At 55.6% G+C, this 20,521-nt stretch carries 19 protein-coding genes; 13 read left to right on the top strand and 6 right to left on the bottom strand.

Translation table 11 applies throughout. From position 1 onward, the window contains the following. The first annotated feature begins 29 nt into the window (after positions 1–29). From DXD56_RS05505 to DXD56_RS05470, 8 genes are all read left to right on the top strand, one after another. Positions 30–686 (top strand): HAD family phosphatase, encoded by a 657-nt coding sequence (locus DXD56_RS05505; protein ID WP_117640467.1) that lies wholly within the window; start codon positions 30–32, stop codon positions 684–686. Between the two features lie 181 nt (positions 687–867). After that, positions 868–1,710: a class II aldolase gene (locus tag DXD56_RS05500; protein WP_117640466.1), complete on the top strand. Its 843-nt coding sequence runs from the start codon at positions 868–870 to the stop codon at positions 1,708–1,710. 15 nt (positions 1,711–1,725) lie between these two features. Beyond that, positions 1,726–3,216: a xylulokinase gene (locus DXD56_RS05495; protein ID WP_117640465.1), complete on the top strand. Its 1,491-nt coding sequence runs from the start codon at positions 1,726–1,728 to the stop codon at positions 3,214–3,216. A 183-nt stretch (positions 3,217–3,399) separates the two neighbouring features. Further along, positions 3,400–3,945: a PTS glucitol/sorbitol transporter subunit IIC gene (locus DXD56_RS05490; protein ID WP_117640464.1), complete on the top strand. Its 546-nt coding sequence runs from the start codon at positions 3,400–3,402 to the stop codon at positions 3,943–3,945. 29 nt (positions 3,946–3,974) lie between these two features. Further along, positions 3,975–4,994, top strand: coding sequence for a PTS glucitol/sorbitol transporter subunit IIB (locus DXD56_RS05485; protein ID WP_117640463.1), 1,020 nt, complete (start codon positions 3,975–3,977; stop codon positions 4,992–4,994). A gap of 29 nt (positions 4,995–5,023) precedes the next feature. Next, a complete protein-coding gene (locus DXD56_RS05480; protein ID WP_117640462.1) occupies positions 5,024–5,407 on the top strand; it encodes a transcriptional regulator GutM in 384 nt (127 codons plus the stop codon). A 19-nt stretch (positions 5,408–5,426) separates the two neighbouring features. Next, positions 5,427–5,780, top strand: a complete 354-nt coding sequence (locus tag DXD56_RS05475) for a PTS glucitol/sorbitol transporter subunit IIA (RefSeq protein WP_117640461.1) — start codon at positions 5,427–5,429, stop codon at positions 5,778–5,780. Positions 5,781–5,828: 48 nt separating this feature from the next. After that, on the top strand, positions 5,829–6,503 hold the full coding sequence (locus DXD56_RS05470; protein WP_117640460.1) for a triose-phosphate isomerase: 675 nt from the start codon (positions 5,829–5,831) through the stop codon (positions 6,501–6,503). 86 nt (positions 6,504–6,589) lie between these two features. On the opposite strand, the gene DXD56_RS05465 is transcribed toward DXD56_RS05470, so the two are convergent. Beyond that, on the bottom strand, positions 6,590–7,348 hold the full coding sequence (locus DXD56_RS05465) for a GntR family transcriptional regulator (protein ID WP_199411547.1): 759 nt from the start codon (positions 7,346–7,348) through the stop codon (positions 6,590–6,592). A gap of 276 nt (positions 7,349–7,624) precedes the next feature. Continuing rightward, complete coding sequence (locus DXD56_RS05460; protein WP_117640458.1) at positions 7,625–8,593, bottom strand: DNA/RNA non-specific endonuclease; 969 nt, start codon at positions 8,591–8,593, stop codon at positions 7,625–7,627. Positions 8,594–9,069: 476 nt separating this feature from the next. Between DXD56_RS05460 and DXD56_RS05455 the strand changes: the two genes are divergently transcribed. Continuing rightward, entirely contained in the window at positions 9,070–10,764 is a 1,695-nt protein-coding gene (locus tag DXD56_RS05455; protein ID WP_158549347.1) for an ATP-binding protein, read from the top strand. Between the two features lie 122 nt (positions 10,765–10,886). Here the strand turns inward: DXD56_RS05455 and DXD56_RS05450 are convergent, their stop codons facing one another. After that, positions 10,887–11,762 (bottom strand): ATP-dependent sacrificial sulfur transferase LarE, encoded by an 876-nt coding sequence (locus DXD56_RS05450; RefSeq protein ID WP_117640456.1) that lies wholly within the window; start codon positions 11,760–11,762, stop codon positions 10,887–10,889. A 167-nt stretch (positions 11,763–11,929) separates the two neighbouring features. Here DXD56_RS05450 and DXD56_RS05445 point away from each other — a divergent pair, with 167 nt between their 5' ends. Continuing rightward, complete coding sequence (locus DXD56_RS05445) at positions 11,930–12,580, top strand: HAD family phosphatase (protein WP_117640455.1); 651 nt, start codon at positions 11,930–11,932, stop codon at positions 12,578–12,580. 113 nt (positions 12,581–12,693) lie between these two features. Here DXD56_RS05445 and DXD56_RS05440 read toward each other — a convergent pair whose 3' ends face one another. Continuing rightward, positions 12,694–13,806 (bottom strand): LacI family DNA-binding transcriptional regulator, encoded by a 1,113-nt coding sequence (locus tag DXD56_RS05440; protein WP_233524939.1) that lies wholly within the window; start codon positions 13,804–13,806, stop codon positions 12,694–12,696. A 558-nt stretch (positions 13,807–14,364) separates the two neighbouring features. Between DXD56_RS05440 and glmS the strand changes: the two genes are divergently transcribed. Next, positions 14,365–16,212 carry a glutamine--fructose-6-phosphate transaminase (isomerizing) gene (gene glmS / locus DXD56_RS05435; protein ID WP_117640453.1) on the top strand — a complete coding sequence of 616 codons (1,848 nt, stop codon included), beginning with the start codon at positions 14,365–14,367 and terminating at the stop codon, positions 16,210–16,212. A 1,060-nt stretch (positions 16,213–17,272) separates the two neighbouring features. On the opposite strand, the gene DXD56_RS05425 is transcribed toward glmS, so the two are convergent. Next, positions 17,273–17,491 (bottom strand): helix-turn-helix domain-containing protein, encoded by a 219-nt coding sequence (locus DXD56_RS05425; protein ID WP_117640451.1) that lies wholly within the window; start codon positions 17,489–17,491, stop codon positions 17,273–17,275. Between the two features lie 89 nt (positions 17,492–17,580). Here DXD56_RS05425 and DXD56_RS05420 point away from each other — a divergent pair, with 89 nt between their 5' ends. Beyond that, complete coding sequence (locus DXD56_RS05420; RefSeq protein ID WP_117640450.1) at positions 17,581–18,240, top strand: hypothetical protein; 660 nt, start codon at positions 17,581–17,583, stop codon at positions 18,238–18,240. A 185-nt stretch (positions 18,241–18,425) separates the two neighbouring features. On the opposite strand, the gene DXD56_RS05415 is transcribed toward DXD56_RS05420, so the two are convergent. After that, positions 18,426–19,127: a GntR family transcriptional regulator gene (locus tag DXD56_RS05415; protein WP_117640449.1), complete on the bottom strand. Its 702-nt coding sequence runs from the start codon at positions 19,125–19,127 to the stop codon at positions 18,426–18,428. Between the two features lie 193 nt (positions 19,128–19,320). Here DXD56_RS05415 and DXD56_RS05410 point away from each other — a divergent pair, with 193 nt between their 5' ends. Further along, on the top strand, positions 19,321–20,355 hold the full coding sequence (locus DXD56_RS05410) for a YeiH family protein (RefSeq protein ID WP_117640448.1): 1,035 nt from the start codon (positions 19,321–19,323) through the stop codon (positions 20,353–20,355). Positions 20,356–20,521: the final 166 nt, after the last annotated feature.

Raw genomic sequence — 20,521 nt, 5'->3', positions numbered from 1 at the left:
ATAGACGTCTACTTGAACAGGGAGGCAATATGTACGAGGCGGTTATCTTCGATATGGATGGGCTTATGTTTGACACCGAGCCTATCTGGGCTTCTTGCTGGCCTAAGACCGCAATCGAGTTTGGGGTTGAGTGCATGGAGGGCCTTGCGGACGCCATGCGCGGAACCAATGGAGCCGAGGCCGTATCCATTATTCGCGAATGGTATGGTGACGAAGTCGACCCCAAGGCATTTGTTGATCGTTTTTACGAAATAGCCCATGAAGCATTGGCCCATGGCGCAGAGAAAAAACCTGGATTGGATAGGCTTCTCGAGTATCTCAAGACTGAAGGGATTCCGATGGCGGTTGCCTCCTCGTCGAGCAGGGAGATGATCAAGGCCAACCTGATAAGGGGAGGAATACTTCCATATTTTGATTCGATCGTTTCTGGTATCGAGGTCGAGCATGCCAAGCCCTATCCTGACGTCTTTTTAAAAGCAGCGGACGAGCTAGGGGTGCCGCCGCAAAAATCCCTCGTCTTGGAGGATTCCTATAACGGGGTGCGCGCGGGCTTTGCAGGAGGTTTTCACACCGTCATGGTTCCTGATCTCTCCGAGCCAACAGAAGAGATGGAAAGATTAGCCACGGCGATTGTCCTGAACCTTAATGATGTTGCCGACATGCTGGCAAGCGGAACATTGGGGTAAGCAGGTTGAACGATGGGCTGTCGAGTGTTTCTCGGCAGCCCTTTTTCTAATTCGAGACATTTAATGCTATGCGCAAGAATCAAAAAGGTATATAGTCGTCTATAAACAGGTACATAGACGTCTATATAAGTATCTGGAACGTAAACTCAACTCGAATTGCCGTAACCCGGTTGGAGGAATCATGGCAGTTGTAACTTCGACTGAGCTGATCCAGATTGCACGCAAGAACGGATGGCTCCTTCCCGCATATAACACGACCAATATGGAGATGACCCTGGGTATCTTGGACGGATTGCAGAAGGCCGGCATGCCGGGCATCCTCCAGATCGCCCCTACCAACGTTAAGCTTTCCGATTACGGCATGATCGCCTCTATCGTTAAACGCGCGGCGGAGGACTATATCGTTCCCACGTGTCTGCATCTTGACCACGGCAAGACGCTCGAGGATGTTCGACAGGCGGTTCAGGCCGGCTTTACCTCCGTTATGATCGACGGTGCCGCGTTGCCCTTTGAGGAGAACATTCGCTTCTCGCGCCAGGCAGTTGACTACTGCCATTGCTACGGCGTGCCCGTTGAGGCTGAGCTCGGTGCCATCAAGGGCAAAGAAGACGATCATGTTTCCGAGGCGGATCTTAAGACCGACCCCGATCAGGTTTGCGAGTTTGTGGAGCGCACGGGCTGCGACCTGTTGGCCGTGTCTATCGGCAACGTTCACGGCCTTGAGGATACGCCGCGCATCGATTTGCCGCTGCTTGAGAAGCTTGCCGAGGTGTCTCCGTGTCCCCTCGTTCTTCATGGTGGCTCGGGCATTCCCTATGAGACCATCCACGCTATGCAGCCACACAAGATGTCCAAGATCAACATCGCAAGCGACCTGCGCAAGGCCTACATCACGACGGTTGGCAAGGCGTACGAGGCAAACAACAACGAGCATAATCTCGCCAAGGTACTGATTGATACACGTAAGGCAGTTGCGGACGTTGCTTACAAGACGACGCGCGCCATCAACGGCATCGCTGAGTAGCGCGGAATTACGAACATGGATGAGGCGATAATGGGTGCGCTCTACCTTGGCGTCGATGTGGGCACGTCATCGGTGAAGCTCACGTGCATTGATGAAGGCGGAAAAGTTGTCGCGACTGCGAGCGAGGCTTACGAGTGCTCTGAGCCTCATCCCGGTTGGCGGGAAATCAATCCCGAGACATGGTGGATCGCCATTTGCTCTGCATGCTCCCTGCTTGGAGAGAAAGTTGACCTGTCTCTAATAAAAGGCGTTGGCGCTACCGGGCAGATGCACACGACGGTCTTGATCGATGCCGATGGGGTGCCAACGTGTCCCGCCATAATGTGGAACGACCAGCGCACGATTGACGCCGTCTTTACCGAGAAGCAGTGGGCGCTGTCTGCGGGCTATCCTAGGGTCGCCAGCTTTCTTTCGACTGGGGTTCCGGCGATTAACCTTGCATGGATAGCTAAGAATAATCCTGAGGGCCTTTCAAAGAGCGAAGTGTTTCTTTCGGTTTCAGATTGGATTGCTCTCAAGTTTGGCGGGCGTGCTGGTACGGACTATTGCGGGGCTTCGACAACAGGGCTCTACGATAACGAGAGGCAAGCTTGGATCGGTGAGGTCTGCGAGCATTTCGGAATCCCCGAGTCGTTGCTTCCCGTTGTCGAGCCTTCTGATGCCGTAATTGGGACCGTGGTTGAGAGAGCTTCAAGCGAGACGGGAATTCCCGCAGGTGCCATGATCGTGAGGGGAACGGGCGACAATCCCGCGGCAGCGATCTGCACGGGATGCCTTTTGGAGGGCGTCCCCACCATCTCACTTGGAACAAGCGGCGTGCTGATGTATTCATCTGAGGGAGTTGACCTTCCGGCTGTTGGCAAGCCCGTGTTGTTCAAGTGGGGAAATACCCTTAAGACCCAAATTCAGCTGAGTATCAGATCGTGCGGCGGTGCCAAGGAATGGTGGTACGGGCAGATTCTAAGCAGTGAGTCCTACGATTTGGAGGACAAGGCCGTCGAGGACCCCTTCTACGACATGAGGGAACTCATGTTCTACCCCCATCTATCGGGAGAAAAAGTCCTGCACGGTTGCCCGTCGGTACGCGGTGCCTTTCTGGGGCTTGATCTTGACACGACTCGTTCCGAGCTCGAAAGGGCTCTGATGGAGGGCACGGCGTATGCCTTAAGGGAGCTCAAGGAGTCCGTGGACCATTCGGAAGAGTGGCGCAGCATCAGGCTAGTTGGAGGAGGGGCCAAAAACGATTTTTGGGCGCAAACGCTCTCCAACGTGTTGGGGGTCGATATGGTGCGGATGGAATCCTCCGGCGCCGGTCAGGGCACGGCGCTGCTGGCCCTCTCGGCTTCTTGCGGCCAAAACTTGACGGCGGTTGCTGCAGGGGTCTGCAGAAAACTCGATTCCATTGAAAAAAACGACAGGGCCCATGAGCTCTACGACGCGCGTTTTAGCAGGTATATGCGTATATTTGAGGCACTCCAAATTATCTATGAGCTAAATTGCGCGTAGCCGTTTGTCTTGTAAAATCTACCGTTCACCGAAAGGAATGCGAGAAGATAACTCGAAGAGCGGTCCCTTTGTAAGATATAGACAACCGTAGACAACCATGAGCGTATATGGCTGATTGAAAAGGAGGAGGGGGCGCTCAGGTAGAACGATAGAAGTAACGAACATTAACTAAGGAGAATGAAAATGGGAGCAGTAAACGATTTCCTTATCTTCCTTGCGGAGGGCTTTACCGGCCTGTTTAATGCGGCTGGTGATCAGTTTGCCTCGTTTATTACGGGCATGATCCCCATGCTGATCTGTCTGATCCTTACGATCAAGGCAGTCATCCAGCTGATCGGCGAGGAGCGTGTCTATGGGTTCATGAAGAAGTGCACCAAGTATGCAGTTCTCCGCTATACCCTCATCCCGTTCCTTTGCACTTTCTTCCTCTGCAATCCGATGGCATACACCTTTGGTGTGTTTGTCGAGGAGGACTACAAGCCCGCATTCTACGATGCGGTCGTGTCCATGATGCACCCCATCGTTGGCCTTTTCCCGCACGCTAACTCTTCCGAGCTCTTTGTTTGGCTTGGTATCTCGGCCGGCTACGAGGCACTGGGAAAGAACTCCTCCGAGCTTGCTATCCGCTTCCTCATTGTTGGTCTAATCGTCTGCCTGATCAAGGGCATTGTCACCGAGAAGCTGTACCTCATCATGAAGAAGCGCAACGAAGCTAAGCTTGCCGCCTAGTAGTTCAGCGCAAAAGGAGAGTCTAAATCATGAGTGAATTCAAAAGCGTAAAGGCGTCCCACGGCGGCAACGGTTGGGGCGGTCCCCTCATCATTACCCCCACGGCCGAGAAGCCTTATGTTCTGAGCGTGACCCTGGGTGGCATCAGCCCGGTCGCCCTTCGCATTGCGGAGCTTACCGGCGCCGAGGCGCACGACCAGTTTAAGGACCCGATCGAGACCGATCAGGCGTGCGCCGTTGTCATCGACTGCGCCGGCGTGGCTCGCTGCGGCACCTATCCCAAGATGGGCCTTAAGACGCTGAACATCAAGCCCGGTTCTCCGTCTGGTCCTCTTGCCCAGTTCATCACCGAGGATCTCTTTGCATCTGACGTCAACCCCGATTGCATCGTCCTTGCCGATGCGGCCGATGTTCCCGCTGAGCCGGTAAAGGCCGAGAAGGCACACGAGGAGACGACGAAGGAAAACGTCCACGCCAAGATCGCTGAGGGACGTGCCGAGCTCGCATCCAAGGAGTCTAACGGCTTCATGGACGTTGTCTCCAAGATCGGCACCGGTGTCGGCCGCGTTATCAGCATCATCTACCAGGCTGCGCGCGATACCGTGAACGATGTTATCCGCAACATCATCCCCTTTATGGCGTTTGTCTCGGTGTTGATCGGCATTATTAACTACACGGGTTTCGCGAACGTTCTCGCCGGCGTTCTCACTCCGCTTGCGGGCTCGCTGCCCGGTATGCTGGCAATTGGCATGTTCTGCTCAATCCCGTTCCTTTCGCCTTTGATCTGCCCGGGCGCAATCATCGCTTCTGTGCTTTCTGTCCTTGTTGGCAACCAAATCGCCAACGGCACGATTCCCGCCAACTTTGCCCTTCCCGGCTTCTTTGCCGTCAACTGCCAGGTTGGTTCCGACTTTGCTCCCGTTGGCATGACTCTCATGGAGGCAAAGCCCGAGACGATCGAAATCGGTTACCCTGCATTCCTGTTTGGCAAGCTGATTACCACCCCGATTCAGATTATTCTTGCCTACGTACTGTCCTTTGGCCTGTAAACTGAAGCTTTAAGAGGGAAAGGCCCACTATGCTCAACGCGCTCATTACAATAGCCTTCTTTATTCTCGTATGGCTTGCAGGAACATTCACCCAGTATCGCTACTGGAAGAGGGTGCGCATTCTTATCCATGAGCGCGCTCGCGATCATGAGGGATACTTGGGCACGGGTATGTGCAAGGTGAGTTTTAGCCGAAAGGCGTTTGTGATGATTCTGACTGATCATGATGGCGTGATTAACGGTTGCTATGAGCTCAAAGGGCTTTCCCTCAAACCAGAGTTTTCGGAGATGAGCGAGATGCTGGGGCTGAATATCGAGACCGCCCTAGACCATCTGGCCAACGAAAGCTATCACGATGCTTTTGCCCAGGCTATTCGTGTTATCGACAGGTCAATGACTGCGCCTGCGGCGTAACAAAGATAGGAGAAATCAAATGTACAAGGTTAAGGTCACTGAGATCGGCTCGTTTGTTGAGGAACTTCTCAACGAGAAGATGGTGGTCCTGTTTGGCCCGACCGCTCCTGCAGAGTTGCGCGACATCTGCGTCGTTCACGATGGAACTCCCACGGAGGATAACGTGCTTGCTGAGGGCGGCACCATTTCCATCGGCGATCAGGTCTACACGATTAAGGAGTTTGGTGAAGCTGCGAACGAGAACATGGGAGGGCTCGGTCATCTAACCATTGCGTTCGATGACGAGCGAGAGCTGCTTCCTGGAACGGTTCTCGTGACACCAAGCGTGCTTCCCAAGCTGGAAACCGGCATCGAGATTAGCTTCAACGGCTAAATCGCTCGGTATGGCAGCCCATGTATTAGTCGGAAAGGACGTGTTCTCATGAAACGTTCCGATTTAAAACTGCCACTTTTCACGGTCAGTCCTAAGACCTATTTGCTTGCGGACGATTCAATTGCAGCGGCTCATCTTACGGATGAAATTGCAAAAGATCGAGATCATTCGATTTTTTGGACTGCTCCCGTTCCCGAGCTCTGCGCAGTTGCGAAGGATTTGAAATTTGCAATTCCCACAGCGCAGCATGCCGATCTTATCGGTGACGGAAAAGGAATGGGACTGACACCTCTTGAGTCGCTTAAGAGCGCGGGAGTTCAAGCTGTCTTTCTAAATCACACGGCACACCCCCTGACCGTTGATAAGTTGGCGGCAACGATCGATCGCGCTCGTGAGCTTGAGATTCTAACCATTGTTGCAGCCGATAGCGTGACTGAGTCCAAAGCGGTTGCGGCGATGGATCCGGACGTGATTCTTTGCGAGCCGAGCAGCCTTGTGGGAACCGGCCATACAAGCGGCGATGATTACATCGCAGAGACCATCGCTGCCGTACGGTCCATCAATCCCGACATCGTTATCATGGAGGGAGCGGGAATCAGGTGTGGAGGCGATGTTCGTCGCTTGATTGGACTTGGCGCGCAAGGCACCGGCATTTCGAGTGCCCTGGCGATTACGGATGACAGGGCAGCGTTGCTTACGGAGCTGTTTGACGCGCTGGACTAAAACCGTTTACAAAAAGGCGAACCCACGGGTTCGCCTTTTTGCGTTTTGGAATTATATTTGGCGTAATGCCGCCGCTCTCAAGAGCTTTAATGGCGACGCTGAAAAACGGTGCCAAGCTGGAACCTGCTGGATTTAAGCCATACGCGCGCATATTCGATTGCAGAGTCATTGTCCAAGTAGACTGTTTGAAGCTGCTGAAGAAGCGGGGACTGCGTAGAGAGACCGAGCGCATCCGCGCGTTGGGTGTCCGCGAGCTTTGCCACAAAGGAGGTCTTTGAGTATTCGATCTGGTGGCCTGAGAGCCGCTCGATTATTGCAAAGAGACCTTCGTTAACAAAGTCGGCTGTTTCAATACCTGGGACAAGCGCCATATTGATGTTGTTTTCGATGAACATCACAGGTTCACCCTCAACGCTGCGCACTCGCTCGAGATGAAGGTAGTCAGAACCTTCGACAATACCGAGATGTCTGGAAATATCTTCGTCCGACTTACGAATTTCGCAATCGAGAATGTTTGTTTCGAAAGAAAGGCCTTGCTCGATTAGAGATTCGGAGAAAGAGATAAGACCCTCTGTAAGGGGGAAAGGGATGTCTTTTGACTTAACGTAAGTTCCCTTTCCCTGAATTTGCTCAAGCAGGCCCTCATCAACAAGCTTGGAAATGGCCTTTTTGATGCTGCCGCGGCTGACGCCGAGCGTACTCATGAGCTCGACTTCCGACGGGATTTTGGATGCTTGCTCCCAAGCTCCTGAGGCGATGTTCTCGCGCAGATAGTCGACCACCTGCATATAGATGGGGGTGGGACAATCCTTTTTAATATGTGAATTGTTGACGCGATTGGTCACAGTTTCTCCTGATTACTTTGAAGCAAAATTACCTTCATTTTACGTTGTTTTGCTTCGATTAACTTATCGAGATTGTGATTGCAAAGAATAAATCACGTATTTAATGTAGGGCTTCTGCTGCTTTGGCTACCTGTCTGGCGTTTGCCTTCTACTCTTATCGACAATACGGGCATCTTGGAGAGATGGCCCCATGTCACTGAAATGCGCCGTAGGAGGCAAGAATTAGCCTCCCGTGCGCGTCGGTGACAAACGATGCGGGCGTGGCCCCGGTTGAACCTACTCTCCGGCGGCCTGGTTGCGGCCGGTGGCGTAGTCGATCTGCACATGCGGCTGCAGGTTGTAGCAGTATACGTGGAAGCACAGCGTCTTGCCGTGGTCCTCGACCGATTGCGCCTCAAGGCGCACGCCGCGGCAGACAAGTTCCTCTTCGTTATACATAGGCGTGACGCGGTAGAGCACGTGGTTGCCCGTTTCGCGGATGTAGTCGAGAATCTGCTCCTCAAACGGTAGCATGCCCGTCTCGTTGAGATAGCGCGTGCCGGTGAGGAGATCCTTGCGATTGGCGTTTTCGCCGCAGAGCGACCAGGCGATGAGGTGGCAGCGGTTGTAGAGGCTCTGGCCCGGAATAAAGTCGTAGCGCTGCTGATGCCATCCGGCGGGATGGATGCGCGAGATATCGCCGCGCTTGCCTTGACCGAGCGATTCGGGGCCCACGCAGGCGAGCGCTTTGCGAGTGCGGCCCATACTGTCGAGCTTGGAGAATTTCTTAAAGCAGCCCTCTTCTGCAGCGCGTTCGTATTCATCGAGTGTGAATGACGGCATGCCGAGCGGGTGCGTGCTGTCGGCGCGAAGAGCGACGTAGGGATTGCCGGCGTAGTCTGGAATGCTGCTGAGATATACGCCGCGGGCGCGGTTGAGATCTGGGTTTTCCACTTCGTCGATGGGGGTGGCGGCACTGTCCGCGGAGGCAACGTTGCCGTTGGTGTTGGTCGCGGTGGATTCGGAGCCATCGCCGGAGTCCTCGGAGCTTGCTGTTCCCGATTCGAGCCGGGCAACCAGGTCTGCCTCGTCGTCGGTGCGGCTGGGACTCTCGTTTTGTTTTTCGGCCAGAGCCGTCGCCTGCTCATCGCTTTGCGGCGACAACAACTTGGGCGCTCCGTCGAGCGACCCTGTGAACAACGCAAACCCCAGCACCACGGCGGTGCCGATGGAAAGTACTTGCTTGTAGGCGGACTTGCGCGACATTGCGGCTCCTGGATGGACGGTTGGGAATCTACCAGTCTAGCAGGAGCCGGCAGGGGCCGTTCTGTCGAACAAATACTCAAGATTTGGGATAGACGTTACTGATTCATTTGCCTCATATGGAGCTGCGGCGGTTGTGTACATGGAATCAGTCGGCGTTTCCCCAGATAAAACCTGCCAAAATAAGCCTGTCCCTTTTTGGTAGGTTAATCGTGAGCTATTTCACCGCAACTTAGGGCACGGTTAGGATGTGTGCACTTTAAAGAGAAGAACCCATGAGTAGAGAGGTCGCGCTCGTCTCTCTAAATGTCTCTATAAAGAGAAAGTCAGTTAAAGAGATAACATTGGGCAATCTAACAGTGAATTCGGTACATCTCTCTAAATATCTCTCTAAAATAAGGTACTTATCTCTCTAAAGTTAGAGAGATATACTATACTTTAGAGAGATAAATCTATCGTTTTAGAGAGACGGAATGCCAATGCTGCTGGATGAACCTCTTGGCCTTATCGTTGAGCGCCTTCGCAGGCGAGGGACTGATGACGCATCGGTAGAAGTTAAAGCCTGCACGAATAAATTGAGCGCAGACGTATGGGAGACAGTGAGCGCTTTTGCGAACACTGCGGGTGGGCTCATTATTTTGGGCCTGAACGAAGCCGAAGGATTTGTTCCTTCTGCTAACTTTGCTATCGATAGGGTGCGCGATCAGTTTGTTTCGGGTATCGGAGACGGAGGCTCAGCGGCAGTGGTGACCCATGCGCCACGGTACGAGCTTGATCGAGGCGAGGTCGACGGGCTCCAGGTGCTTCTGGTGCGCATCTTTGAACTTGAGCTTAAAGCGAAGCCTTGCTATATCGGCGCGCGCGGCGTGCAGAACGGTAGCTACAAGCGCGTGGATGATAAAGATATCAAGATGTCACCCGCTGAGCTATATGAGCTGCAGAGTGCGTTGCTTCCGAGCGATGCAGACGGCACGGTGGTTTCGGAGGCAACGGTCGAGGATTTGGATCCAGATGTCGTGCGGTCTATTATCGCAAATCGCCGGCTGCAGACCCCGCGCGTTTTGCGCGGGGCCGATACGCTGGAAAAGCAGCTGGTCAGACTCAATATCACTACAAAGGATGGTGCTGTGAAGCTCGCGGGGCTTCTGTCGGCGGGAATTTACCCCCAGCAGTTCTATCCCAAACTGATGATCGATGTCGCCGTTCATTCCGATGTGGAAAAATCTGCACCCGGGCAACCCCGGTTTATTGACCGCCAGTTGTGCGATGGCCCGATTCCGGCTTGCATCGAAGATGCCCTTGCCGCGATTGGACGAAACTTGCGCAAAGCGGCGATAGTGCAAGGCGCTGGCAGAAGGGATGATTGGGAAGTTCCCCAGGAGGTTTTGCGCGAGGCCTTGGCAAATGCCTGCATCCATCGAGAATATTCGCCCATGTTTGTGGGGCAGGCCGTGAGTGTCGATATCTATCCAGACAGAATAGAGATCAAAAACCCTGGCGGGCTTTGGGGCGGAAAGACGGTGGACAATCTTGCAGACGGGGAATCGCGCTGCCGAAACCCAAAGCTCATGAGCCTAATGGGGGCGACGCCGTTAGAGCATGCCGAGGGGGCCGTTGCGGAAAGCCAGGGATCTGGTATCCCGGCTATGATTCGCGAGATGGAGTCTCGTTCGCTTGGCAGGCCGAAATTTATCGTTAAGGCCGATTCGTTTACGGTGCTGCTTTCCCGGCACGGGGCGGAGCTTGCTGAAAACCGCACGTGGATTCAGAGCCATGTGGGCACCGAGCTGACGGATCGCGAGGAAACATTGCTCATGTTTATGCGGGAGCATGGGTGCGTATGCGATGTTCAAAAAATACGAGAGGCCCTGAAGTGGGATTCGGATGACATTCGCCTGATCTGCGGGGACCTTGTGGATAAACATGTCCTGTCAAAATGCGGCAAAGACACGTTTGAAATTATCGACATGAACAGAGAATCGTCAACTTCGACGGCGGATAGGATCCTGGAGGCTCTCAGCGCCGAAGTGGATATGACGGCGCGAGAAATAGCGGTTGCATCGGGGGTCAGAATTTCGTCTGTCCGTTACCATCTGCCAAAAATGGCGGATAAAGGACTCATCGAAGTAATGGGTTCATCGACGAGCCGTAACCGCCGATATCGGAAGAAGTAGATGCAGCCGGGTCGCCCTTCTAGTGTCTCTCGAAGCTAGATGGGTGCTAGAGGGGCGACTGTCTAGCGATATTTCCCCAGATAAAACCTGCCAAAATAAACCTGTCCCTTTTTGGCAGGTTACTAATTCATGTTGCCGTGGATGTAGGGGGTGACCTCGGGGGAGACGTGGTCGCAGCCCAGCTCGCGCAGGGCGGACTCGATGGCGGCGGGCAGCGGGGCCTTGCCTTCGCCGTTGACCGTGGTGCCGCCGAGGGCGGCGATCTTTGCGACGTCTGCGGGAGCGGCTTCGATATGCATGCAGCCGCCGACGAGACGTGCGCGCACCTGCGCCAGACCAAGACCGTGCAGGTAATCCTCGCATTCGCGGATTAAATCGACCTTATCGCGCGTAAGCTCCTCGCCCGTGGGGACGCGCGTGGCAAGACATGCTCCCGCCGGCAGGTTCCAAACGGGATAACCCCATGCGCGCAGCAGCTCGCGCTCTTCGTCCTTGGTAAAGCCGACCTCCATAAGGGGTGAGCGTACACCGAGCTCTTCTGCCGCGCGCATGCCAGGGCGGTAGTCACCGCGATCGCTTGCATTGCTGCCATCGATGACGGTGGGAAAGCCGAGCGACTTTGCGTGGTTGACGATGGCGGTAAAGCCGGCGTGCTTGCAGTGGTAGCAACGGTTGGCGTCGTTGCAGGCTACTTGGGGGAGCTGCAGCTGATCCACCGAAAGATTGAGCACGGGGAGCTTAAAATGCGGTCCCTCATTGGCCTGTCCATCAACGGACTGCTCGAACGAAGCCTGTTCGGGCGTGCCGATGAGCGGCGTGGTGAGGTGAACGAGGAGGGTATTGGTAGGCATGATGCGGGCGCATACGGCGGCCAAAAAGCTGCTGTCGACGCCACCGGAAAACCCGATAGCCACGCGCCCGTATGCCAAAAGCAGCTGTTCGAGCGCCGATAGCTTGTCTTGAAGCTCCTCTGCGGGTGCCGTGGTGTCTAAAATCATGAAACGATCCTTATCGTTGAGTACTCGGTCGAAAACTATAATCCTAATGCGTTACTTGCCATAAGACTTCTATCTATGTAACGAAAGTGCAATATGCTATATACGTTATATACAAGTTTGTAAAGTGCGGTAGAGTGGCAGTAACACAATCCGGTGAGGGGGCCGATATGATCAAGGCTGTTATTTTTGACATGGACGGAACGCTGGTCGACACCGAGCGTTTGGGGATTAAGGCCTGGAAGGCAGGCGCCGCTGAGCTGGGGCTCGCGATTGATGAAGCGCTGATCCATCAGTTTATCGGCCGCACGCTGCCCGATGTTATGGGCATCCTTGATAGGCATTACGGCAGCCATGAAACCACCGAGGCGATCTATCGTCGCCACAAGGAGATTCGCGACGAGATGGTCAAGACCGAACTGGAACTTAAGGCCGGTGCCGCCGAGTGCCTAGACGAGCTGCTGGCTGCGGGCTATCACGTGGGTCTAGCGACGTCGTCGCGCCTCGTTACGGCCGAGCGCAACCTTAAGATGGTCGGTCTTTTTGACAAGTTTGAAACGGTAACGTGTGGCGAGGACGTCGTGCACGGCAAGCCCGACCCCGAGATGTATCTGCTCGCCTGCGAGCGCGCGGGCTTTGCTCCCGAGGAATGTGCCGTGGTCGAGGATTCGCGCAACGGCTGCGTCTCGGGCATCACGGCCGGATGCCATGTCTTCGCCGTTCCCGATATCGTGCCGCTGTCGCAGGACGTGGTGGATGGCTGCGAGGCCGTGCTCGATACGCTGTTCGATCTGGCGGCGGCGGTCAAGGCCGTGCGCTAGACAATTGCGGTGTTGAAACGAGCAATTGCCCACGTTTGCGCTCAAGCAAAAGGGGTCCGGCAATGGTCGGGCCCCTTTTGCTTGAGCGGTGACTTAGCATACTTGCGGGCGTGCTATAGATACGCACCGAGGTTGATGGCCGTGGCGTCGGCCTGGCTGCTCGCCTGGGTGCTGGCGCGCTCCAATAGGAACGGACGTACCAGTTCTTGGCGGTTGATATCCTCGGCGGCGGTGACTGCGGTGACGGTGCGCGCTGCAGAGCCGACGCGGATATGCTTGGTCTTTGCCGGGGCCTTGTTCTCGATTTGCTCCATCAGCAGTTGGACACCCTTGCGGCCAATCTCGTAGCCCGGAGGCGCTACCGTGGTCAGTGGGACCGATCCGCTCCAGGCGAGCGGGTTGCCGTCGCAGCCGGCCACGCGGACCTGCTCGGGGACGGAGATGCCTTTATCGACCAGCGCCGAGATGACGCCCGAGGCCAGCACGTCGGTCAGACCGACGACAAAATCGGGGCGTTCGTTCGCGGGGCGCTCGGCGATTTGGGCACCGATGCCGTAGCCGTCGGCAGCGGTATTCCATTCGCCGGCGTCGATGACTTCGATCTTGATATCGGGGTGTAGAGCGAGCGCTTTATGAATGCCAAGGACGCGCAGGGTGAGCTGCATAAATGCTGCTCGGCCGACGACGACAATATGGTGCGCGCCGCGGGCGATGGCGAGCTCGGCGATAATGCGCCCCTGCGCCTCGTTGTCGGCGGCCACGTAGTAACCGGGTTCGGAGCAGTGGATGTCCAGATGGACGATCGGCACGGGCATCTTGGTCATATCGGGGTGCCAGTCGGGGGATGCCATGGGCTGAACCATGACGCCGGACATCTGCGTGCCCATAAAATATCGCAGATAATGGTCCTCGAGAATATCGTCGTTATCGGCGTTGGCGATGAGCAGGTCGTAACCGTGCTTGCGTGCCTCGTTGTGGGCACCGCTGGCAATCTGGAGCGAAAAGCCGTGGTCGAGACGGGGGAGGACCAGGCCAAAGGACTTGGTGGCGCCGCCCGCGAGCTGACGGGCGCTTTGGTTGGGCAGGTAGCCAAGGCGATTAATGGTCTCGTTGATGAGCTTAAGGGTTTCGGGGCGCAACTTTTCGGGGTGGTTGAGCGCGTTGGATACCGTGCCCAGCGAGACCCCTGCCTCGCGCGCGACGTCGCTGATTTTTACCTTTGCCATAGCGGCCCCTTTGATGCGTTTCAAGTACAAGCCAGATTGTAGCATCGCCCGCCCCTGGGGTGTCAAAACCTGCCAATTAGGGACAGGTTTATTTTGGTAGGTTTTATCTGCGGAAACGCCGTTGCCAGCGCGACCACCACGAAGGGGACAGGCACCTTTGTGGTGGTTTGAGACGCCCGGGCCTTCAATTGTCTCGATCTGTAACATCTGGACGGCAAAACCGCCTCCACCTGTTACAGATCGAGACATAGTGCTGGGGCCGAACCGTAATGTCTCGATCTGTAACACTAAGCCGGCTTATTGCGGCCCAGATGTTACAGATTGAGATCTTTCGCCGGGATAGGCCGCCGCGCCGGTCCAAACCACCACAAAGGTGCCTGTCCCCATTGTGGTGGTTTGGACCGGCTGGGCATGTGTGCATCGGGTGGTATCTAAGTTGAGATACCACTTCTGGTATATCAGCTTACGCTTGCGTGAGTACAATACTCGAACGTTATACGTCTCAGCGCCCCCTGTGCGTGGACGTCTTGCAGTCACGCGAACGAAGGGATTTATCCTATGTGCGGAATTGTCGGCTATACCGGCTCTGATATTGCAAAGAACATCCTGGTCACAGGCCTTAAGCGCATGGAGTATCGCGGCTATGACTCCTCGGGCGTCGCGCTCGAGGTGGGCGAGGGCGCCGCGGCGCACCTCGACGTTATCCGCCGCGTGGGTAAGGTTGCGGGCCTGGAGAGCGAGCTTTCCAATATCGATAGTGACGCAACCTGCGGTATCGGTCACACCCGTTGGGCCACCCACGGCAAGCCTTCCGTCGTTAACGCTCATCCCCACACCAGCTGCGACGGTCGCATCGCCATCGTCCACAATGGCATCATCGAGAACTTCGCCGAGCTGCGCGAGGAGCTGGAGGGCCGCGGCCATCACTTTAAGAGCGAGACCGATACCGAGGTCTTCGCACACTTAATCGAAGAGGCCTATGCCGAGACGCACGACCTGATGGCCTCCGTGCGTGAGGCTTGCACCCACGTGGTAGGCGCCTATGGCTTGGCCGCCGTGTGCGCCGACGAGCCTGGCGTGATTGCTGTTGCCCGCAAGGACTCCCCGATCGTGGTCGGCGTGGGCGAGACCGGTTCCTACGTTGCCTCCGACGTCATCGCGCTCATTGACGCCACCCGCGATGTCGTGGTGCTCGAGGACGGTCAGTTTGCCAAGCTTACGCCTGCGGGCGTCGAGTACACCGACGAGGCCGGCAATGTCATCGAGCCAAAGGTCACCCACATCGATTGGGATCTGGACATGGCCGAAAAGGGCGGCTATCCCGACTTTATGCTCAAGGAGATCCACGAGCAGCCGCGCGTCGTGCGCGACACGCTGGTGGGTCGCATGACCCCTGCCGGTGAGCTCGACATCGATGAGCTGGGCCTTTCGCTCGAGGAGCTCAACGATATCGACCGCGTCTACGTGATCGCTTGCGGCACCAGCTACCACGCCGGTCTCATTGCCAAGAACCTTATCGAGGGCTGGGCTCGCATCCCCACCGAGGTTGAGGCGGCCAGCGAGTTCCGCTATCGCAATCCCATCATTACGCCGACGACGCTTGTCGTTGCCGTGTCCCAGTCGGGCGAGACGGCCGATACCCTTGCCGCCATTCGCGACGCGCGCATCAAGGGTGCCAAGGTCTTCGGCATCACCAACGTGGTGGGCAGCCCCGTGGCGCGTGAGAGCGACGGCGTCATCTATACCAAGGCCAATAAGGAGATCGCGGTCGCCTCGACCAAGAGCTTTATCGGCCAGGTCGTGAGCCTCACGCTTTTGGCCCTGCTGCTGGCGCAAGTTAAGTACCGTCTGACCACCAAGCAGGCGCGCATGCTGTTCCGCGAGCTTTCCGATACGGCCGAGCAGATCCAGTGGATTTTGGATACCCAGACCGAGTCCGTGCATGAGGCCGCCCTGCTGTGCAAGGACGCGCAGTCGGCGCTGTTCGTGGGCCGTGGCATGGGTGCCGCTATCTCTTACGAGGGCGCGCTCAAGCTCAAAGAGGTCAGCTACCTGCACGCCGAGGCCTACGCCGCCGGCGAGATGAAGCACGGCCCCATTGCCCTGATCGACCCGGGCTTCCCTGTCATCGCCGTGGCCACCAAGAGCGCAACGTACGACAAGACCGTGTCGAACCTCATGGAGTGCAAGGCACGCGGCGCCAAGGTCATCGTCGTTGCTACCGAGGGCGACGAGGAAATCAACAAGATCGCCGACTGCATCATTCGCGTGCCGGCCGTCCGCGACGTGTTCAGTCCCATCACGGCGAGCGTCCCGCTGCAGTTGCTTGCTCGCGAGGTAGCCATCCTGCGCGGTTGCGATGTTGACCAACCCCGAAACCTGGCAAAGAGCGTTACCGTCGAGTAGCGGATGTTCCGGCGTTTTGCCAAACGCCGGAACTGCTCGACGCTGCGCGAACCGCATTCACGCCAATCTGACGTTCAATTTCGAGGGCGCGACCAGAAGGTCAGCGCCCTCTCATTTCACGTCACCTTGGCGCAAATGCGGCTCGCTCGCTGGCTGCGCCAAGTATGTGGCGTTGCCGTTGTCGTCTCAAATTTGGGTCTTGCCGTCAGGGCCGGCGTCCGGGTAAGTAGTCCTCATCTCGTCTTTCTCGACAGCAGTGCCGTGAAGCACGGGGGGGGTGAGTTTGATGAGGTGAACAATACGGGGCCTATCGAAATTCTACTCCCATGAGGTCCTTGCGGGCCTCATGGTCTTCCTCGATGAGCTTGAGAAAGGTCTGAGTACCTTGAAGACCTTATGCCTTGAGTCGAAATCTTGCGGCGGCGGGTCGAGAGCGGGGTTTTGTTTGGGGCTACCGGTCTGGGCAAGGATGTTACATCCGATCGTGTTGCGAGTGACAAATCCGGCTTTGCTCCAGCAGATGTTTTCCGTTCGCATAGTGTGGGGACTCGCCGGTGGTGCAGAGAGCGCGCTGTCGCGGGTGGTCGCAGCAGAGTTTCTTGCCGCTGACTTTTATGAGTGGATGTAGCGGGAGCAGACATGCTCGGTGATTTCGTGGCTTCCCTGCCCTAGAACGATTTCCTTGTTCATGATGACGAGGCCAGCGCCGAGGAGCGCTGTCGCGTTCGCGGCTCTGACGGGGGATTGTATTCGCGCTGCGGAGGAGCTATACGCCCCTCCTCGTGGGTGAGCTTTGTGAAACATGGTTTCTCCCGGACTTACTCTCGAGCAAAGTGCCATTTTCTGTTGTGGCCGGGCTTTGCCGGTTCCCTAAACGGCGAAAAGAAAGCGTGTATCTCGGCGGCGGTGTTTGTCTGTCCGCGCATCTTAAACGCGCCTTCCACGCATTGTCTCGTGCGTTGACATAAGCGGGAAAAGGGCCCGTCTATTTGCTATTTCAAATGATTAATTAATCAATTATTTGCTGGATGAATACTAATCGTTAGCTAATCGACACTATTTACATATCGGAGAAAAACTCTTCGAAGGTAATTCCAAACCCTTCAACGATTTTCGTTAATGTATCGACCCCAAAGTTTCGATTGCCCATTTCGATATCAGCTAAATAGCTGCGGTTGAGATTAATCATGGTGGCAAAACGGCTTTGCGTGATGCCTTGGTTATGCCGGAGGGCTTTAATGCGTAGCCCAATTTTGTTTCTGATATCAGTCTTTTCCATTTGCCTAGCGTAGGGAGCGCGCTAGACTTACATGTATGCTATCAGAAACATTCTGAGCTGATTTCATGGTCAGGAGGGAGACGCGCAAAATGAAACAGGAAACGCAGAAGGTGAAATACTCCATTAGCATGTTTATACACATTGCGGGGATATTATCAGTGCTGTATTTTGCCTTCCAGCTGAATATGGACTCCGATGCCAGAGAGCTATTTGCTACCGCGTTGTGGGCCGGCAATTCAGCCCTTGATGCTGAAACCCAAGGTATATGGGCCGTAATTAGCTATCTGCTCTTCAATGGCTTGCCTATTGTGCTTCCTCTGCTCGTAGTTGGCATTTGTCCGCTTTCGCATATCTGGTCCTCCGCACAAGTGTTGCTATTTATTATTCAATGGGTCGTTATTCTGACCTGCAACGTGTCTGTCGAACCAGGAGTTATGTGCCGATATGCTGGCTGGTTTCTCTATATTCCCATAGGGATTGGAGAACTTCTTCCAGCATCCTTTGCTATGAATATCGTTAAACTAATAATCGTTTTGATTTTCTGGGGAATGGTAATTACTGCTGCTGCGGATCCTGCTGGCTACTTTGAAGGTGCTTTCTCGTCCTCTTCTGGTTCTACCCACGGGTTTAGTGGTGGAGATATTCAAGATGACCTTGATCGTATTGAACAGAGGTCACAGCATAAGCAGGTCATGGATGAGTTGAACAGTATCCATACCGATGCGTTAAATGGTAGGTTCCGAAAATAGATTTGAGCGGCAGATTGGCCGAATGGCGTTCGCTCGCTGACTGCGCCAAGTATGCGGTGTTGCCGTTATTGGTGCAATTTAAACCATTTAACAATCAAGGCCCGGCTCCGCATCAAACGGAGCCGGGCCTTGTTGCGTTTGCCCAGATAAAACCTGCCAAAATAAACCTGTCCCTTTTTGGCAGGTTAGCGGAGCTTGCTGGTCTCGAAGTACTTGGGATATTGGTCCAGGACCTCGGTCTGGTTGCGGAACATCATATGCAGGTGCTTGCTCACCAAGAAGCTCGCCTCGATGGGGTCGCGACCGGCGATGGCGCGGCGGATTTTCTTGTGCTCGTTAACAATCTCCTGATTGTCGAGCCTCTGCGTGGCGGCGCGCAGCCAGCGGAAGCGCTCCAGGTCGGCATTGGTCGCCTCGAGCCACGACCACACGGTGCTGCGGCACGCGATGCTAAAGATCATGCGGTGCATGAGGTTGTCGCTTAAAAAGAAGCCGATGCGATCCTCCTCGGCCATGGTCTTTTCCTGCAGCGCGATGGCTCGGTCGAGCTGCTCAATGCCTGCCGAGGTGGCACGGGCGCAGCACTCCACAATTACCTGCTTTTCCAGGTGCTCGCGAATGTAGCAGGCGCTCTCGGCAAGAGTGAGGTTGATGGGCGAGACATAGGTGCCGCTTTGGGGCACGGTACGCACCAGGCCCTCTTGCGCCAGACGCACCAGCGCCTCGCGCACAGGGGTGCGCCCCATATCCAGGTCGTCACAAAGCTGCTTGACGCCTAGCTTTTCGCCCGGCTTGTAGTCCAGGTAGACGATTTTGCGTCGAATGGTGTGGTAGGACTGGTCCTGTAGGCTTGTTTCCTGCTCGCCGATGTGCATCGATTCTTCCATAGTGCCTCGCAACCATTCTATCACACTGATATGTCAGCTGTTAATTATGCCGCGAATCGGCTCTCCGCGGTGGGTAATTCGGCTGTTGTCCAAGAACTATTGCGGCATCTTAGTCTGTATTTGCGCAAGGCTGTGCTCAATGTTGCCGTATCATAAGCCGTCGCAAACGTGAAATAGAAAGAAGGAATCCCATATGCAACTGGCGAATATCGTACGCGAGCGCTGGAAGGGCGTATTGTTCTGCCTGATCGTCGCCATCCCCGCGACGTTGCTCGGCAAACAGGTTGAGGTGGTCGGCGGGCCGGTGTTTGCCATCCTCTTTGGCATGGTCCTGGCGCTCGTCTTTCCCAAGAATCGTCGCGAACAGCTCGCCGCCGGTGTCACCTATACGTCTAAAAAAGTCTTGCAGTACGCGGTAATCCTGCTTGGCTTTGGCATGAACCTCTCGCAGATTCTGTCCAAAGGCGCTCAGTCGCTGCCGATTATCGTGGCGACGATTTCGACCTCGCTTGTCATCGCCTTCGTGCTCTGCCGCGTTATGAACGTGCCGGGCAAGATCGCGACGCTTGTGGGTGTGGGTTCGTCGATTTGCGGCGGTTCTGCCATTGCCGCGACCGCGCCCGTCATTGATGCCGACGATCGCGAGATTGCCCAGGCTATTTCGGTCATCTTCCTGTTTAACGTTATCGCGGCGCTCGTGTTTCCGACGCTCGGCGGCATGCTCGGGCTGACCAACGAGGGCTTTGGCCTGTTTGCCGGCACCGCCATCAACGACACCTCGTCGGTAACGGCTGCGGCGAGCGCCTGGGACAGCATGCATCCCGGCGCCAATGTGCTCGAGAGCGCCACGGTGGTCAAGCTCACTAGGACGCTGGCCATTATTCCCATTACGTTGGTTCTCGCATGCTGGCAGATGCATCTGGCGCGCAAGGCCGGCGGCGACGCCAAAAGCACGTTCTCGCTTAAACGCGCGTTTCCCATGTTTGTGCTGTTTTTTGTGCTGGCGAGCGTGATCACTACGGTGCTTCAGCTTCCTGCATCCATTACGGCGCCCATCAAGGAGCTGTCGAAGTTCTTTATTGTGATGGCCATGGCGGCTATTGGTTTTAATACCGATATCGTCGAGCTGGTCAAAAAGGGCGGCAAGCCCATCGCGCTGGGCTTTTGCTGCTGGATTGGCATTGCGTGCATGAGTTTGGGGATGCAGCACGTGCTGGGAATCTGGTAGAGAAGTAGCTTATTTGCGTGCTGCGTGCTGCGTGCTGGTGAGCGCATTCTCACGGTGGAGCGATAGGAGCTCTTGCGGGTATGGCTTGTCCGCAGGTTTATAAGTCCCGAAGAGCTCTTATCGCCCCGCCAGGATGGCGATGCGGGGCAACACCTATACTCGCAGG

This window comes from Collinsella sp. TM06-3, assembly GCF_003436395.1.
Taxonomy (GTDB): domain Bacteria; phylum Actinomycetota; class Coriobacteriia; order Coriobacteriales; family Coriobacteriaceae; genus Collinsella.
Note: the sequence above shows the minus strand (reverse complement) of the source record. Positions and strands in the feature narration are given on the sequence as shown.

Bases quoted from the DNA above. Each gene is read 5' to 3' on its own strand.
- DXD56_RS05440 (WP_233524939.1), bottom strand. From the start codon at position 13,806: ATGGCAAAGGTAAAAATCAGCGACGTCGCGCGCGAGGCAGGGGTCTCG.
- DXD56_RS05490 (WP_117640464.1), top strand. From the start codon at position 3,400: ATGGGAGCAGTAAACGATTTCCTTATCTTCCTTGCGGAGGGCTTTACC.
- DXD56_RS05480 (WP_117640462.1), top strand. From the start codon at position 5,024: ATGCTCAACGCGCTCATTACAATAGCCTTCTTTATTCTCGTATGGCTT.
- DXD56_RS05475 (WP_117640461.1), top strand. From the start codon at position 5,427: ATGTACAAGGTTAAGGTCACTGAGATCGGCTCGTTTGTTGAGGAACTT.
- DXD56_RS05505 (WP_117640467.1), top strand. From the start codon at position 30: ATGTACGAGGCGGTTATCTTCGATATGGATGGGCTTATGTTTGACACC.
- DXD56_RS05415 (WP_117640449.1), bottom strand. From the start codon at position 19,127: ATGGAAGAATCGATGCACATCGGCGAGCAGGAAACAAGCCTACAGGAC.
- DXD56_RS05450 (WP_117640456.1), bottom strand. From the start codon at position 11,762: ATGATTTTAGACACCACGGCACCCGCAGAGGAGCTTCAAGACAAGCTA.
- DXD56_RS05425 (WP_117640451.1), bottom strand. From the start codon at position 17,491: ATGGAAAAGACTGATATCAGAAACAAAATTGGGCTACGCATTAAAGCC.
- DXD56_RS05495 (WP_117640465.1), top strand. From the start codon at position 1,726: ATGGATGAGGCGATAATGGGTGCGCTCTACCTTGGCGTCGATGTGGGC.
- DXD56_RS05410 (WP_117640448.1), top strand. From the start codon at position 19,321: ATGCAACTGGCGAATATCGTACGCGAGCGCTGGAAGGGCGTATTGTTC.
- DXD56_RS05500 (WP_117640466.1), top strand. From the start codon at position 868: ATGGCAGTTGTAACTTCGACTGAGCTGATCCAGATTGCACGCAAGAAC.
- DXD56_RS05455 (WP_158549347.1), top strand. From the start codon at position 9,070: ATGCTGCTGGATGAACCTCTTGGCCTTATCGTTGAGCGCCTTCGCAGG.
- DXD56_RS05470 (WP_117640460.1), top strand. From the start codon at position 5,829: ATGAAACGTTCCGATTTAAAACTGCCACTTTTCACGGTCAGTCCTAAG.
- glmS (WP_117640453.1), top strand. From the start codon at position 14,365: ATGTGCGGAATTGTCGGCTATACCGGCTCTGATATTGCAAAGAACATC.
- DXD56_RS05420 (WP_117640450.1), top strand. From the start codon at position 17,581: ATGAAACAGGAAACGCAGAAGGTGAAATACTCCATTAGCATGTTTATA.
- DXD56_RS05485 (WP_117640463.1), top strand. From the start codon at position 3,975: ATGAGTGAATTCAAAAGCGTAAAGGCGTCCCACGGCGGCAACGGTTGG.
- DXD56_RS05445 (WP_117640455.1), top strand. From the start codon at position 11,930: ATGATCAAGGCTGTTATTTTTGACATGGACGGAACGCTGGTCGACACC.
- DXD56_RS05460 (WP_117640458.1), bottom strand. From the start codon at position 8,593: ATGTCGCGCAAGTCCGCCTACAAGCAAGTACTTTCCATCGGCACCGCC.